13 protein-coding genes are annotated in these 13,956 nt (G+C 63.6%); 3 read left to right on the forward strand and 10 right to left on the reverse strand.

The genetic code is table 11. From position 1 onward, the window contains the following. Positions 1-20: 20 nt before the first annotated feature. The 3 genes from FHW81_RS15730 to gcl form a co-directional block, all read right to left on the reverse strand. Complete coding sequence (locus FHW81_RS15730) at positions 21-911, reverse strand: 2-hydroxy-3-oxopropionate reductase (protein ID WP_003087180.1); 891 nt, start codon at positions 909-911, stop codon at positions 21-23. A 74-nt stretch (positions 912-985) separates the two neighbouring features. Beyond that, positions 986-1,768, reverse strand: a complete 783-nt coding sequence (hyi, locus tag FHW81_RS15735; protein ID WP_003087181.1) for a hydroxypyruvate isomerase — start codon at positions 1,766-1,768, stop codon at positions 986-988. Positions 1,769-1,863: 95 nt separating this feature from the next. Beyond that, positions 1,864-3,639 carry a glyoxylate carboligase gene (gcl, locus tag FHW81_RS15740; RefSeq protein WP_003087182.1) on the reverse strand — a complete coding sequence of 592 codons (1,776 nt, stop codon included), beginning with the start codon at positions 3,637-3,639 and terminating at the stop codon, positions 1,864-1,866. A gap of 328 nt (positions 3,640-3,967) precedes the next feature. Here gcl and FHW81_RS15745 point away from each other — a divergent pair, with 328 nt between their 5' ends. Next, positions 3,968-4,399, forward strand: coding sequence for a GlcG/HbpS family heme-binding protein (locus tag FHW81_RS15745; protein ID WP_003083199.1), 432 nt, complete (start codon positions 3,968-3,970; stop codon positions 4,397-4,399). 42 nt (positions 4,400-4,441) lie between these two features. Here FHW81_RS15745 and FHW81_RS15750 read toward each other — a convergent pair whose 3' ends face one another. Both FHW81_RS15750 and FHW81_RS15755 read right to left on the reverse strand, forming a co-directional pair. Then, complete coding sequence (locus tag FHW81_RS15750) at positions 4,442-4,705, reverse strand: SDR family oxidoreductase (RefSeq protein ID WP_225041249.1); 264 nt, start codon at positions 4,703-4,705, stop codon at positions 4,442-4,444. Between the two features lie 67 nt (positions 4,706-4,772). Beyond that, complete coding sequence (locus FHW81_RS15755) at positions 4,773-5,423, reverse strand: TetR/AcrR family transcriptional regulator (RefSeq protein ID WP_003087183.1); 651 nt, start codon at positions 5,421-5,423, stop codon at positions 4,773-4,775. Positions 5,424-5,657: 234 nt separating this feature from the next. On the opposite strand from FHW81_RS15755, the gene moaA reads away from it, so the two are divergent. After that, positions 5,658-6,653: a GTP 3',8-cyclase MoaA gene (gene moaA / locus FHW81_RS15760; RefSeq protein WP_003083204.1), complete on the forward strand. Its 996-nt coding sequence runs from the start codon at positions 5,658-5,660 to the stop codon at positions 6,651-6,653. A gap of 184 nt (positions 6,654-6,837) precedes the next feature. Continuing rightward, a complete protein-coding gene (locus FHW81_RS15765; protein ID WP_003145009.1) occupies positions 6,838-7,167 on the forward strand; it encodes a low molecular weight protein tyrosine phosphatase family protein in 330 nt (109 codons plus the stop codon). 91 nt (positions 7,168-7,258) lie between these two features. On the opposite strand, the gene FHW81_RS15770 is transcribed toward FHW81_RS15765, so the two are convergent. The 5 genes from FHW81_RS15770 to FHW81_RS15790 all read right to left on the reverse strand — a co-directional run. Further along, positions 7,259-8,626, reverse strand: coding sequence for a nucleobase:cation symporter-2 family protein (locus tag FHW81_RS15770; RefSeq protein ID WP_003083208.1), 1,368 nt, complete (start codon positions 8,624-8,626; stop codon positions 7,259-7,261). Between the two features lie 682 nt (positions 8,627-9,308). Beyond that, on the reverse strand, positions 9,309-9,569 hold the full coding sequence (locus FHW81_RS15775) for a PAAR domain-containing protein (protein ID WP_003105819.1): 261 nt from the start codon (positions 9,567-9,569) through the stop codon (positions 9,309-9,311). 12 nt (positions 9,570-9,581) lie between these two features. Then, positions 9,582-10,727, reverse strand: a complete 1,146-nt coding sequence (locus tag FHW81_RS15780; RefSeq protein WP_031633157.1) for a T6SS immunity protein Tli4 family protein — start codon at positions 10,725-10,727, stop codon at positions 9,582-9,584. After that, complete coding sequence (locus FHW81_RS15785; RefSeq protein WP_023090691.1) at positions 10,724-12,430, reverse strand: esterase/lipase family protein; 1,707 nt, start codon at positions 12,428-12,430, stop codon at positions 10,724-10,726. The genes FHW81_RS15780 and FHW81_RS15785 overlap by 4 nt, the downstream gene beginning before the upstream one ends. Further along, positions 12,427-13,956: DUF2345 domain-containing protein (locus FHW81_RS15790; RefSeq protein ID WP_429479379.1), on the reverse strand; the 1,530-nt coding region annotated here is incomplete at its 5' end. The genes FHW81_RS15785 and FHW81_RS15790, both read right to left, overlap by 4 nt.

The raw sequence follows: 13,956 nt of genomic DNA on the forward strand, positions 1-13,956 counted from the left end.
CGGCCCGCGCGGACTGCGGATCACTCGTCGCGGATCGAGAAGTTGGCCATGTGCTCCAGGCCCTTGATCAGCGCCGAGTGGTCCCAGTTACTGCCGCCGATGGCCGCGCAGGTGCTGAACACCTGCTGGGCGTTGGCGGTGTTGGGCAGGTTCAGGTTCAGCTCGCGGGCGCCGGCCAGGGCCAGGTTTAGGTCCTTCTGGTGCAGGCTGATGCGGAAGCCCGGGTCGAAGGTGCCCTTGACCATGCGTTCGCCGTGTACCTCGAGGATCCGCGAGGAGGCGAAGCCACCCATCAGCGCCTCGCGCACCTTGGCCGGATCGGCGCCGTTGCGGGCGGCGAACAGCAGGGCCTCGGCGACCGCCTGGATGTTCAGCGCGACGATGATCTGGTTGGCCACCTTGGCGGTCTGGCCGTCGCCGTTGCCGCCGACGCGGGTGATGTTCTTGCCCATCGCCTGGAACAGCGGCAGGGCGCGTTCGAAGGTGTTCGGGCAGCCGCCGACCATGATGCTCAGGGTCGCCGCCTTGGCGCCGACCTCGCCGCCGGAGACCGGGGCGTCCAGGTACTGCGCGCCGGTAGCCTTGATCTTCTCGGCGAAGCCCTTGGTGGCGGTGGGGGAGATCGAACTCATGTCGATCACCACCTTGTTCGGGCCGACGCCCTCGGCGATACCGTCCTTGCGGAACAGCACATCCTCGACCTGCGGGGTGTCCGGCACCATGACGATGATGAACTCGGCTTCCTGGGCCACTTCCTTCGGGTTGGCCAGGGCAATGGCGCCGGCCTCCAGCAGGTCGGCCGGAGCGGCGTCGTGGTGGGTGGAAAGGAACAGGCTGTGGCCGGCCTTCTGCAGGTTCTGCGCCATGGGCTTGCCCATGATTCCGGTGCCGATGAATCCGATCTTGGCCATGAGAGTGTCTCCTGGTTCTGTCTGTCGAGTGGCTCCGCGCAGGGAGGCGGGAGCGTCTTGTTCGTGGGTGCGGATCAGACGACGTTGTGCGTCTTCATCCAGCCGAGGCCGGCTTCGGTGGTGGTGGCCGGCTTGTACTCGCAGCCGATCCAGCCCTGGTAGCCGATGCGGTCCAGGTGCTCGAAGAGGAAGCGGTAGTTGATCTCGCCGGTGCCCGGTTCGTGGCGGCCGGGGTTGTCGGCGAGTTGCACGTGGTTGATCGCCGCCAACTGGTTTTCCAGGGTGCGGGCCAGGTCGCCTTCCATGATCTGCATGTGATAGATGTCGTATTGCAGGAACAGGTTGGCGCTGCCGACCTTGTCGCGGATCTCCAGGGCCTGGCGGGTGTTCTGCAGGTAGAAGCCGGGGATGTCGAGGGTGTTGATCATCTCCATGACCAGGCGGATGCCTGCGGCTTCCAGCTTGTCGGCGGCGTAGCGCAGGTTGTCGACGAAGGTCTTCTCGACGCTGGCGCAGTCGTGCCCCTGCGGCCGGATCCCGGCGAGGCAGTTCACCTGGCGGTTGCCCAGCACCCTGGCGTAGGCGATGGCCTTGTCGACCCCCTCGCGGAACTCCTGGACCCGATCCGGGTGGCAGGCGATGCCGCGCTCGCCCTTGGCCCAGTCGCCGGCCGGCAGGTTGAACAGCACCTGCTCCAGGCCGTTGGCTTCCAGGCGGGCCTTGATCGCCTCGGCCTCGACGTCATAGGGGAAGAGGTACTCGACGCCGGCGAAGCCAGCCTTGGCGGCGGCGTCGAAGCGTTCGAGGAAATCCACCTCGGTGAACAGCATGGACAGGTTGGCGCAGAAACGGGGCATGTCTTGCTCCTATCGTTCGGTCAAACGTTCGGGAGGCCTTTCGCCGGGGGCGGGGTGCCGCACGCACCGTCCGCGCCTCCGGGAAAGGCCGGCGATCAGTCGAGCAGCGAGATGGCGGTCGGCGCGTCGGCGCCTTTCTCGGCCAGTTCCTCGAACTCGTTGATGGCGTTGATCTCGGTACCCATGGAGATGTTGGTGACGCGCTCCAGGATCACCTCGACCACCACCGGCACCTGGTGCTGTTGCATCAGTTCGCGGGCCTTGGCCAGGGCGGCGCCGATCTCGTTCGGGTCGAACACCCGGATCGCCTTGCAGCCCAGGCCCTCGACCACCGCGACGTGGTCGACGCCGTAGCCTTCCAGCTCGGGGGCGTTGATGTTGTCGAAGGCCAGCTGCACGCAATAGTCCATGTCGAAGCCGCGCTGCGCCTGGCGGATCAGGCCCAGGTAGGAGTTGTTCACCAGTACGTGGATATAGGGCAGCTTGAACTGCGCGCCGACCGCCAGTTCCTCGATCATGAACTGGAAGTCGTAGTCGCCGGAGAGCGCCACCACCTGGCGGCTCGGGTCGGCCTTGACCACCCCCAGCGCGGCGGGAATGGTCCAGCCCAGCGGGCCGGCCTGGCCGCAGTTGATCCAGTGGCGCGGCTGGTAGACATGGAGGAACTGTGCGCCGGCGATCTGCGACAGGCCGATGGTGCTGACGTAGCAGGCATCCTTGCCGAAGAACTCGTTCATCTCTTCGTAGACGCGCTGCGGTTTCACCGGCACGTTGTCGAAGTGGGTCTTGCGCTGCAGCGTGCGTTTGCGCTGCTGGCAGCTTTCCAGCCAGGCGGCGCGCGACTTCAGCTTGCCGGCGGCCTTCCATTCGCGGGCCACTTCGAGGAATGCGTCGAGGGCGGCGCCGGCGTCGGAGACGATGCCCAGGTCGGGCATGAACACCCGGCCGATCTGGGTCGGTTCGATGTCGACATGGATGAAGCGGCGACCTTCGGTATAGACCTCGACGCTGCCGGTGTGGCGGTTGGCCCAGCGGTTGCCGATGCCGAGCACCAGGTCGGATTCCAGCAGGGTGGCGTTGCCGTAGCGGTGCGAGGTCTGCAGGCCGACCATGCCGGCCATCTGCGGGTGGTCGTCGGGGATTACGCCCCAGCCCATCAGGGTCGGGATCACCGGGATGCCGGTCAGCTCGGCGAATTCGCGGAAGCGCTCGGCGGCGTCGGCGTTGAAGATGCCGCCGCCGGCCACCAGCAGCGGGCGCTCGGCTTCGTCGAGCATGGCCAGGACCTTCTCGGCCTGGACCCGGGTGGCCTTCGGCTTGCTCACCGGGAGGGGCTCGTAGGCGTCGATGTCGAACTCGATCTCGGCCATCTGTACGTCGAACGGCAGGTCGATCAGTACCGGGCCGGGCCGGTCGCTGCGCATCAGCTGGAAGGCCTTCTGGAATACATAGGGGACCTGGGCCGGTTCCAGCACGGTGGTCGCCCACTTGGCCACCGGCGCGGCGATGCTGGAGATGTCGACCGCCTGGAAGTCTTCCTTGTGCAGGCGGGCGCGCGGTGCCTGGCCGGTAATGCAGAGAATCGGGATGGAGTCGGCGGAGGCGGAGTAGAGGCCGGTGATCATGTCGGTGCCGGCAGGGCCGGAGGTGCCGATGCAGACGCCGATGTTGCCGGCCTTGGTACGGGTGTAGCCCTCGGCCATGTGCGAGGCGCCTTCGACGTGACGGGCCAGGACATGGTCGATGCCGCCGATCTTCTTCAGCGCGGCGTACATGGGGTTGATCGCGGCACCGGGGACGCCGAACGCGGTATCCACGCCTTCGCGGCGCATCACCAGTACGGCGGCTTCGATTGCTCTCATTCTGGCCATCGTTTTGTTCCTCGTTCTTATACTAATTGTGTACAAAAGTTGGAACGATTCTAGGCAGAGGGGGAGCGCAAGGTCAAGATGGGTTGTATACGCTGGAAAAAGTCGCTGAAATCAATTTTTACATAATAAAAACAATGAATTACAATTTTTGTTAGCTGGCTTATAAAACCAGCGTTTGAAAAAATGTATACAAAATTATGTTCATATTGTTCTGGAATGTTGCTTTCGTAGGGCCGGTCGGCTACTAGATTGGGTACAAATTTTCGAACGCGCCCGCATAGCGGGTGGTTTCCCGATTTCTAGCCTTAACAACTCGAGAGGAACGACCATGACCACCATCAGTCTGGAAACCGCGCTGGGCATTACCCGCCAGGCGCTGGCGGTGGGGCGCGAGCTGTCCACCGCGCCCCTGACCATCGCGGTGCTCGATGCTGGCGGCCACCTGGTGGCGCTGCAGCGCGAGGACGGCGCCAGCATGCTGCGACCGCAGATCGCCATCGGCAAGGCCTGGGGCGCCGTGGCCCTGGGCAAGTCGTCGCGGCTGCTGGCGGCGGATGCACAGCAGCGGCCTTCGTTCATTTCCGCGGTGAACACCCTGGCCCATGGCAATCTGGTTCCGGCGCCGGGCGGGGTGTTGATTCGCAACGACAAGGCAGAGGTGGTCGGCGCGGTCGGTATCAGCGGCGATACCTCGGATATCGACGAGCAATGCGCGATCCAGGGCGTGCTGGCGGTCGGGCTGGTGCCCGACGCCGGTTGAGCTTGCGGCCTGCTCACCAGGACCGGGCCTTCGCTCCCTTCTTCAGGTGGCGTACGCCGCCATCCACCAGGCTCTCCGTGCCATACCTGCAGCGGGGCTCGTTCGAGGCCAGGAATAGCGCGGCACTGGCGATCTCCAGCGGCTCCCCCAGGCGTCCCGGCCAATCTTCTCCCTCAGCGCCTGGGTGGCCTCGACATCGGTAGCGGCTTTGTCCAGCGCTGGCGTCCGGGTCGGCCCCGGGCTCAGGGCGTTGACCCGGATACCGCGCTCGAGCAACTCCGCCGATAGCGTCCAGGCGAGGTGTATGCGGAGCTGCCGCCGCGGGTCGAATACCGCGTCACGCCGCTCGGTGCGAAGCCGGCGCTGGGGCGGGTCAGAGCGGCAGCGGCCGAAGCCGGCCGGCGCTCTTGCCGGATTGCCCGTCGGGCGTGCAGCCTTTCAGGACCAGGCGGGTGATGGTTTCCACCGCAGCGTCGTAGTCGGCGTCGCTGAGCTGTTCCTTGCCGGTGACGATGGAAATCTGCCAATCGAAGTCGGCATAGGTCTGGGTCGCCGCCCAGATGGCGAAGAGCAGGTGATGCGGGTCCACCGGGGCGAGCTGGCCACGGTCGATCCAGGTCTGCAGGCAGGTGACGTTGCGCTGGGCCTGGGCGTTCAGTTCGTCGAGGTATTCCTTCGGCAGGTGCGGCGCGCCGTGCATGATCTCGCTGGCGAAGACCTTGGAGGCATGCGGCAGCTCGCGGGAGATGCGGATCTTCGAGCGGATGTAGGCGGGCAGGGCGAGCAGCGGGTCGTCTTCCACGCGGAACGGTGCCGACGCTTGCAGCAGCGGCTCGACGATGCTTTCCAGCACGCAGCGATAGAGGTTTTCCTTGGACTGGAAGTAGTAGTAGACGTTGGGCTTGGGCAGGCCGGCGCGGGCGGCGATGTCGCTGGTCTTGGTCGCCGCGAAGCCCTTGTCGGCGAATTCCTCGCTGGCGGCGCGGAGGATCAGGCGCTTGTTGCGCTCGCGGATGCTGGTCATCAGTCCTTGTTCTTCATTGCTGCAACGGCGGCAGGAAGCCGAGGATGGTAGCACCCGCCCGGAGCGCCCCTCAAGCAAGGTGCGAGCGAGGCGGAGGCCCGGGAAATCCTGACCCGCCGGTTCATTTGCCCTATACATTTTCCGGTATTTGGAGTATTCGTTAGGGGTATCGAGTCGCCCGCTCGCACTCACCCACCGAGCGCCGGGCGAGCCCCCGGAACAGAACGAGTCACTATGTCCGATTCCCGTCTGGTCGATCCCTTCGGCCGTCGCATCACCTACCTGCGCCTGTCGGTGACGGATCGCTGCGACTTCCGCTGCACCTACTGCATGAGCGAAGACATGCAGTTCCTTCCCCGCGACCAGGTCCTCAGCCTGGAGGAACTTTACGCGGTGGCCGACGCCTTCATCGGCCTCGGCGTGCGGCGCATTCGTATCACCGGCGGCGAGCCGCTGGTGCGCAAGGGCATCACCGGCCTGCTGGCACGCCTGGGGCAGCGTGCGGAACTGGAAGACCTGGCGATCACCACCAACGGTTCGCAACTGCGCGAGCGCGCCGCCGAGCTGAAGGCCGCCGGCGTCCGCCGCCTCAACGTCAGCCTCGACTCGCTGCAGCGCGAACGCTTCGCCGCCTTCACCCGTAGCGATCGCCTGGAGCAGGTGCTGGACGGCATCCAGGCGGCGCGCGAAGCCGGTTTCGAGCGGATCAAGCTGAACTGCGTGGTACAGAAGGGCCGCAACGACGACGAGATCCTCGACCTGGTCGAGTACGCCCTGGCCAACCAGTTGGACATCAGTTTCATCGAGGAAATGCCGCTGGGCAGCATCACCAGCCACCGTCGCGAACTGACCCTCTGCACCAGCGACGAAGTCCGCGCGATCATCGAGCGCCGCTGGCCGCTGACCCCGAGCCTGGCGCGCAGCGGCGGGCCGTCGCGGTATTACCAGATCGGCGACGAGCCCAGCCGGATCGGCTTCATCTCACCTCACAGCAATAATTTCTGCGGCGACTGCAACCGCGTGCGCGTCACCGCCGAGGGCAAGCTGGTGCTCTGCCTCGGCCACGAGGGGGCGCTCGACCTGCGCGAACTGCTGCGCAGCCATCCCGGCGACCGCGAGCGCCTGAGCGCGGCACTGGTGGCGGCGCTGAACCTGAAGCCGGAGCGGCATCACTTCGACGCCCAGGAGCAGGTCCAGGTGCTGCGTTTCATGAGCATGACCGGCGGCTGACGGTATCCTCCTGGGACGATGGCACCAACGGCGCCATCCGCCGCTTCCTCCCCCATGCCACCCGGGTGACCGTGTTCCGGCACGCACCGCTCGCTGCCCCGTCCCGGGAAAAGCGACGCGGCGCAACGCCGAAACGCGGCGAAGAAGTCATGCTACCTGCCGCGCCAGCAAAGGAAAGCCTCCCATGCACCGGGTCCTGTTCATCTGCAGCCGCAACCGCCTGCGTAGTCCCAGCGCCGAACGGCTGTTCGCCAACTGGCCGGGCGTCGAGACCGATTCCGCCGGGCTGGCGGCGGACGCCGAGACGCCCCTGGAGCGGGAGCAACTGGAGTGGGCGACGCTGGTCGTCGTCATGGAGCGCCGCCACCGGCAGGCGCTGCTGCGCCGGCACGCCGCGGCAATGAAAGGCAAGCGCCTGGTCTGCCTGGATATCCCGGACGACTACGCCTACATGCAGGCGGAATTGCTGCATCTGCTGGAGCGCAAGGCGGGGCCTTTCCTTCGGCGGGACTGAGTGGTGCGGACCGCGAGCGGAAAAAAAGAAGCCGGACGAAGTCCGGCCCGAGGGAAGGGCGGACCGGGAGTGTCGCCGGTCCGCCAGGGAGTCAGGAGTGCTTGGGCGCCGGCGCGTGGCTGCCGCACAAGTGGCTGCGGTCGTTGCGGCTGAGGATGTTGAACAGCAGGTTTAGCACCACCGCCCAGATCGCGGTCATGGCGATGCCGCTATGGGTGATCGGCTCCATCCAGACCGGCAGGCGGGCGAAGAAGTCCGGGCGCACCACCGGCACCATGCCCATGCCGATGCTTACCGCCACCAGCAACTGGTTGCGGCGGTCGGTGATGTTGGCCTCGTGGAGGATCTGGATGCCGCTGGCGGCGACCATGCCGAACATGGCGATGCCGGCGCCGCCGAGTACCGCCGGCGGGATCGAGGCGACCAGGAAGGCGGCCTTGGGCAGCATGCTGAGGAGGATCAGGAAACCGGCGGCGGCCACCGTGACGTAGCGGCTGCGCACCCCGGTCATCTGCACCAGGCCGATGTTCTGGGCGAACGAGGAATGGGTGAAGGTGTTCAGGAAGCCGGCGAAGAACGAGGCGCCGGCGTCGCAGAGCAGGCCGCGGCGCAGTTCGGTCGGGGTGATCTCGCGGCCGGTGATCTTGCCCAGGGCGAGGAACATGCCGGTGGACTCGACGAAGATGATCACTACCACCAGGCACATCGACAGGATCGGCGCCAGGTCGAAGGTCGGCGCGCCGAAGTGCAGCGGGGTGACGATGTCGAACCAGGGGCGCTCGGCCAGACCGCCGAGGTCGACCATGCCCATGCCGCCGGCGATCGCGTAGCCCAGGCCCATGCCCATCAGCACCGAGATGTTGACCCAGAAACCGCGCATGAAGCGGTTGATCAGGAGGATGGTGCAGAGCACCAGGCTGGAGAGGAACAGGAAGTGCAGGGAGCCGAAGTCTTCCGCGCCCTTGCCGCCGCCGGCCCAGTTGATCGCCACCGGGAACAGGCACATGCCGATCGAGGTGATCACCGTGCCGGTCACCAGCGGCGGGAAGAAACGCACGATGCGCGACATGAAGGGGGCGATGAGCATGCCGAAGAAGCCGGCGGCGATGGTCGCGCCGAAGATCCCGGTGATGCCCACGCCGGGCATCCCGGCCATCGCCACCATGCTGCCGACGGCGGCGAAGCTGGCGCCCATCATCACCGGCATGCGGATGCCCATCGGGCCGATGCCCAGCGACTGGACCAGGGTGGCGATGCCGGCGACCAGCAGGTCGGCGTTGATCAGGAAGGCGATTTCCTCGCGCGAGAGGCCGGCCGCCTGGCCGACGATCAGAGGCACGGCGACGGCGCCACCGTACATCAGCAGCACATGCTGGAAGCCCACCAGCAGCAGCTGCGTCAGAGGCAGGCGCTGGTCTACGGGCGAGTCGGGGATGCGGCGATCAGTTACCACGGACATGCAACACCTCAGGCGTTTTTATTGTTGTCAGTCGCAGGCGGACACCGGAAAAGGCAGGTTCCGGCGGCCGGGTATTTCTGGCCGAACATCCACCCCAGGCTTCAGGGCGATGCGGTGGGGTGTTTTATATCCCCGTTGTGTGCTCGATTCAATCGATTTTTTGTATACAAAGTAATTTTTTGTAGTTGACCAATCGGTCTACTACAGGCTTTCCAGAGCTGCTTCCACTGTATCCATAGAACTGGCGCCGGCTACCCCCGGGACGCCCGGCGGTGTACGACATTGGTCGGATAGCCGACGTGCTCTAGCCGCTGGGAGTTTTCAGCGACCCCTACCTCAGTGAGCGCAAGCCCGGTGCAGCAAGGCCTTGAACCCTGTCGCCCGGGATCAGCCATGGGTCTTTGCGGAACGCCTGCTTGCATTGGCGACTACAAGCAGCGACGTGCGCGAGAGCAACCGGCTATCTGAGCGCCAGTAGATCCTGGCGGCAATGGAGACGCTCAACGAGCAAAGAGAATGCCGCCAGCGCTTGCTGGAGTGCACAACGGCAGACCGGCCAAGGTGCCAAGGCTCGGGGCAGGTCATGCTGGGCAAGAAGCCGGCGGAGTTTTCCTGAGCGTTCTACAGGAGAGGCACGAAGGAGGTCGCCGAAGTCGTTCGGCATATCGAACGTCCCCCTTTTTCAGCTTTCGGCAGCGCCCAACGGGCCACTGGCAATCAGGCTGGCACCACAAGCTGTTTTCATCCCATGTAGCGCGACCGGGACCCCATTCACATCCAGCAGGGCGCTACCTTCGGTAATGGGGAAGGTTCCCTTGCACAAGGGGCAAACCACTTGGTGGCCTACACCGGCCATCGGCTTGCCGTTGAGGTCGGTCTGGCCGAACGCCTCAATCACCGTGCCTCCATGGCTGGTGGTGTCGCCAAGGCGAATGATGTCCATCGCGGGTTGCTCCTATAGGTCGTCCAGCCAGCTGTCTTTTGGCTTCAGGCTGGAGAGGAATTCCTCGTAGACATAGTGATCACCCAGCGTTTGGCCGCCAGGCGTAGCGGGTTTCGGAGCAGGGGAAGGACCGGCATTTCCGCCACGCGGCGATGAAGACGTCGGGCGCACGCGGATCGAATCGACAATGGCGTCCCACAATTCCAAAGCCTCTTTGTCCGATTTGAAGGCAGGGGGCGGTGGTTTACCGTTTTCATTGCTGCGTTCCAGTACCGCCAGTCCCGCAGTAAGATTGGGCTCGGTTAGCGATTCCTCCTTGCCTTGTACCTCCCACATGAATGTGTAGGCGCGCTGTCCCTTGTTGCTTCCCGCAACCAAGTACTCCTCTCCCGGAAGGCTCCCCACAGGGTGCTTCCCCTTTCTCAATCTCTCGACTCCAGCAACCGTAGCGAGCATGTTCTGCACGAAGCCGTCGACTCGCTCAAGAAGGCTGTTTAGCTCAGATCCCGTGGAGGAGCGGAATTCAAAGCGCGCACCAGGGTGATTGGGAAAGGTAACACCTACGCCAAACTCTTCATCTTGAAAACTCTCCCCTGCAATATAGGCATGATCAATGCAAAAGCCCGGCTCAGTTGGAGCTTCTTTGGGCTCGCGAGAGCGAAGGCTTCGGGATATATCATTGATAGCTTCCTCCCCTTCCTTCTCTTTGTCGTGAGTAACTTCTCCTGAGTATAGAAAAACCTCTCCCTTGGGATGAGCCACAAAATATGAGTCAACCCTATAAGAAAGCAAACTAGCATTCGAATCCCAAGACCACAGGCTAATGGCTCCAGCCTTGTCTTCCGCCCTCCGAACAAACATGCTCTCCTTTGTTTTTTTATGAATGCCATTCCGTAACTCTTGCTCGCGATGGGCAATCCTGGCTGCTAGCTCAGCAGGTGTGCCATCTAGCCGTTGGATGTTGTCGCCCCATAGATAGTATCCGGCGTTAATTACCGCGTCAGGCGGCAGATCAATCAGAAAGCGACCAAAGCAATGAGTGATCCATCCGGTCTTGTCCATGGAAGGGCTCCGAGAAGAAGAAAACGAAGTACAACTGGTCATGCTGGTCAAGACCACCAACCCAAGTACAGCAAACAACCGACGGGGATGCATCATGTCCCTCCTTTGTCATTAGGATGCCAATCCGCCAACTGGGTGATTTTGATCACACCATATAGCGCTGCCCATTGGGCACGAGCATCGTTGTAACTCTCCTGGTGCTCATAGCCCCGTTTGGTATTGGCCTGTCCCTTGCCCTTGCTGCCATGCCGAAAGCTGGCCTTGACACCTGCCAGGGCAGGCGCCTGGCCGGAGTCGGTCGGTACCGTTTCGTCACCTCCGCTGCCGGAAGCGTCCAGTGGATTTCCCGCCTCCAGCGGACCCTGCACTATGGTGGGCAAGCCCCGGTGGAACCAACTGTTGTAAGTGCCGTTCTCATCGTCGTTGAGTGTGGCGCCAGGGGTTTCCAGAGGGGTCGGGTCACCTTTCCAGATCAAATCACGCCAACTATGGCGGCTATCGTCAGCACCGTAATGAACATAGGTTTCGACGTGGTAGCCCGCCGTAGCCAATTCATTATGAAAGTCAGCAATAGCATCAATTTTCTTCTCAAAAATTACCCTGGGATTTTTCTTTTTATTTTCAGTGTTTGATAAGTCTAGATATTGTGCATTTTGTTCAGGCACCAATCCATACCACGTAGAGCTCTTGTATATCTCTTCATAAGGATCCTGGTTCTGCGGATAAGCCCGAGGCTTTCCATCAATATCCTTGAGTACCTGGCCTTGCGCGTCGCACAGAAACAGCCAGGGACGTCCTTCCCGGTATTCGGCGCTAGGGGCCAACTCCAGCGCGCCGGCCGAGTTGGCGACAACGGCTGTCACTTCACCGGCATTTCGTCCCAGCACGACCTGTGCGATACCTTCATAGCCACAACGCATATGATGGTAGATGGTCGAGGAACCCGTCGCAGGTTGCACGCCATGCACCACCCCCAATACGCGCTCATAGCCGTGCAACTGCGTCAAGGCACGCGCCACCAGCCCTCCCATCGAGTGGGTGACCAGAATGACTTTCATACGACTCATTTGCTCGGGATCGAGATCATACTCCTTCTGGTAGAAGGGCCACACCGTGTTCTCGATGTAGTCGCGTACATCCAGCGCCGACTGCCGATTGGACTGTAGCCAGTTATAACCGGCGCACCAGACGTCGAACTGGTATCGGCTGGCCTTGAGCAATTCCTCTTCATCGATCGGCCCAACCTTTCCCTGCTCCTCACCCTGATCTGCGGGAGGAGAGAGGGCTTCGTCATTCCACCATGCCTGGAGTTCCCTACGGCTGACGATGTTATCCAGTCGCCTCTCCATTAATCCCATGACGGGGTTGTACGCACTGCGCATGACCTTGCCCCAGCCGCGTAGGCGGGCAGCGTCTTCATCCAGGCCAGACTGGCCGACATCGATCGTGCCTTGGTCATCGACTTCCACTCTCTCGGCTCTCAGAAGTTTTTGACGGACCTTTGGGCCCCTCCAGGCCCAAGTCCACAACGCACCAAACGAGGCAGCGAAGTCTCCCAGAGGCCACAGACCATTCGGCGGCCTCCAGACCTCGCTTTTATCTGCCTTGTTGCGCAGGTTGGTTCCCATGATCCCCGGAATGAAGATCACCGGCAGGGGAGCGGTCTGCCGAACCAGTGCCACCTTTTCGCTCTGGTTGTCGGTACGGGTCAACTGCGCCTTGTAGACAGGCCGTCCCAGACTGTCGCGAGAGCGAGGGATGATCACATCCTGATTCGGCTCGAGCGGTTCGCTGCTCATGTGTTGGACTCCGTGTCGCTGTTGTGACTGCCCTTGCCCAGGATGCGTATCTGCACCGGGTCCATGGCCAGGTGTTGTTGCTTGGGTAAACGGCCCTGGCTGTCGGTCATCAGTTTCACCACACCACCATCGCCTCGTATCACTTCAACGGCGATATTGGGTAACGGCTCCAGCGTGGCTTCGTCGCGCAGGACATACCGGTCATCGAACGGTGTCGAATCCCAGGCGTTGAAGCTGGTCGATGCATGAGCGGGACCGACATGACTGTGCTTCGCCGCCTTGACCACGAAGTTGCCGGGCATGCCCAGCTCGATGTTGCCGCCCTTGAGGGTCAGGTAGGCGCCGCCGCACATCAGGGTGATGTGCTCCTTCGCGGTGACCAGCACGTGCTGCTGGCTGGCGCTGACCTCCACGCTCTGCTCGGCTTCCAGGCGGATGTCGTTCTTCTGCGCCTGCAGCAGCATCGGCCCCTGGTGGGTGATCTGGCGCAGCTCGCCGCCCTGGGCGAACAGGCCGATGTCGCTGCCGGCGTTGATCACCACCTTCTGCCCGGCGGTCACCTGCTGGTTCTGCCGGGCCACGCTGTCGACGTGCTCGCCGGCGGCCAGGGTCAGGCTCGCCGGCGTCGCCGCGGCGATCCCTGCCGGACCGCTCAAGGCGATCGCCGGCTTGCCTCCGTTGCTCTTGCCGGACTCGTCGTTGGCACCGTGGCCGAGGTCGCGCACGGCTTCCTGGAGGGTTTGCTGCGGCGCCGCGTCGTGCCCCACGCCCTGGTGCTCCCCGGCGTAGTCGCCCAGCTCGCGGGCCAGCTCCAGCGCCGCCTCCAGCACCTGCACCACGACGCCTCGGTCGAGATGGCCGGCGCCGGCCCTGAGCTGCTCCTCGGTGCTCAGCAGCAGCCCCTTGGCCGCACGCACCGCGCCATGTTCGTCGGTGCGCAGTTCGAAGCCCTCGCCGCGCGGCTTGCCGCCTTCGGGCCGAGGATGGGTCAGGTAGCCCAGGTGCAGCGCGCTGGCACCGTGGTCGCTCATCAGCGCCGCACTGATCTGCGCCGTGGTGTCGTCGATGCGCAGCTCGTTGGCCCGACTGCCCTTGTACTCCTTGCTCTTGATGGTGCTGAGGATCTTGTGGTCGGGCAGCGCGTAGGGCGGCCGGTTGGTCGCCCGGTAGGTACGCCCGGTGACGATCGGCTGGTCGCAGTCGCCGTCCAGGTAATCGACGATCACCTCCTGGCCAATCCGCGGGATCGCCATGTGCCCCCAATCGGCACCTGCCCAGTTCTGCGCGACCCGTATCCAGCAGGTACTGAATTCATCGTGACGTCCCTCGCGATCCCAGGGGAACTGGACTTTCACCCGTCCCCACTCGTCGCAATGGATCTCTTCCCCTGCCGGGCCGACTACCGTCGCGATCTGCGGACCATCGATACGTGGCCGAGGCAGCGGTGCGGGACGCCATTCGACGTCCTCGGGTACCAGTTCGGCGCGCAGGTCGTAGCTCACCCCCAGAGGGGCGTCGGCGGACTC

Source organism: Pseudomonas sp. RC10-4-2 (assembly GCF_050433085.1).
Lineage (GTDB): Bacteria > Pseudomonadota > Gammaproteobacteria > Pseudomonadales > Pseudomonadaceae > Pseudomonas > Pseudomonas aeruginosa.

Excerpts from the sequence above, each read along its gene's own strand:
- FHW81_RS15745 (WP_003083199.1), top strand. The coding sequence starts at position 3,968 with ATGACCACCATCAGTCTGGAAACCGCGCTGGGCATTACCCGCCAGGCG.
- FHW81_RS15785 (WP_023090691.1), bottom strand. The coding sequence starts at position 12,430 with ATGAGCAGCGAACCGCTCGAGCCGAATCAGGATGTGATCATCCCTCGC.
- FHW81_RS15730 (WP_003087180.1), bottom strand. The coding sequence starts at position 911 with ATGGCCAAGATCGGATTCATCGGCACCGGAATCATGGGCAAGCCCATG.
- FHW81_RS15765 (WP_003145009.1), top strand. The coding sequence starts at position 6,838 with ATGCACCGGGTCCTGTTCATCTGCAGCCGCAACCGCCTGCGTAGTCCC.
- FHW81_RS15770 (WP_003083208.1), bottom strand. The coding sequence starts at position 8,626 with ATGTCCGTGGTAACTGATCGCCGCATCCCCGACTCGCCCGTAGACCAG.
- FHW81_RS15775 (WP_003105819.1), bottom strand. The coding sequence starts at position 9,569 with ATGGACATCATTCGCCTTGGCGACACCACCAGCCATGGAGGCACGGTG.
- FHW81_RS15780 (WP_031633157.1), bottom strand. The coding sequence starts at position 10,727 with ATGATGCATCCCCGTCGGTTGTTTGCTGTACTTGGGTTGGTGGTCTTG.
- FHW81_RS15755 (WP_003087183.1), bottom strand. The coding sequence starts at position 5,423 with ATGACCAGCATCCGCGAGCGCAACAAGCGCCTGATCCTCCGCGCCGCC.
- hyi (WP_003087181.1), bottom strand. The coding sequence starts at position 1,768 with ATGCCCCGTTTCTGCGCCAACCTGTCCATGCTGTTCACCGAGGTGGAT.
- moaA (WP_003083204.1), top strand. The coding sequence starts at position 5,658 with ATGTCCGATTCCCGTCTGGTCGATCCCTTCGGCCGTCGCATCACCTAC.
- gcl (WP_003087182.1), bottom strand. The coding sequence starts at position 3,639 with ATGGCCAGAATGAGAGCAATCGAAGCCGCCGTACTGGTGATGCGCCGC.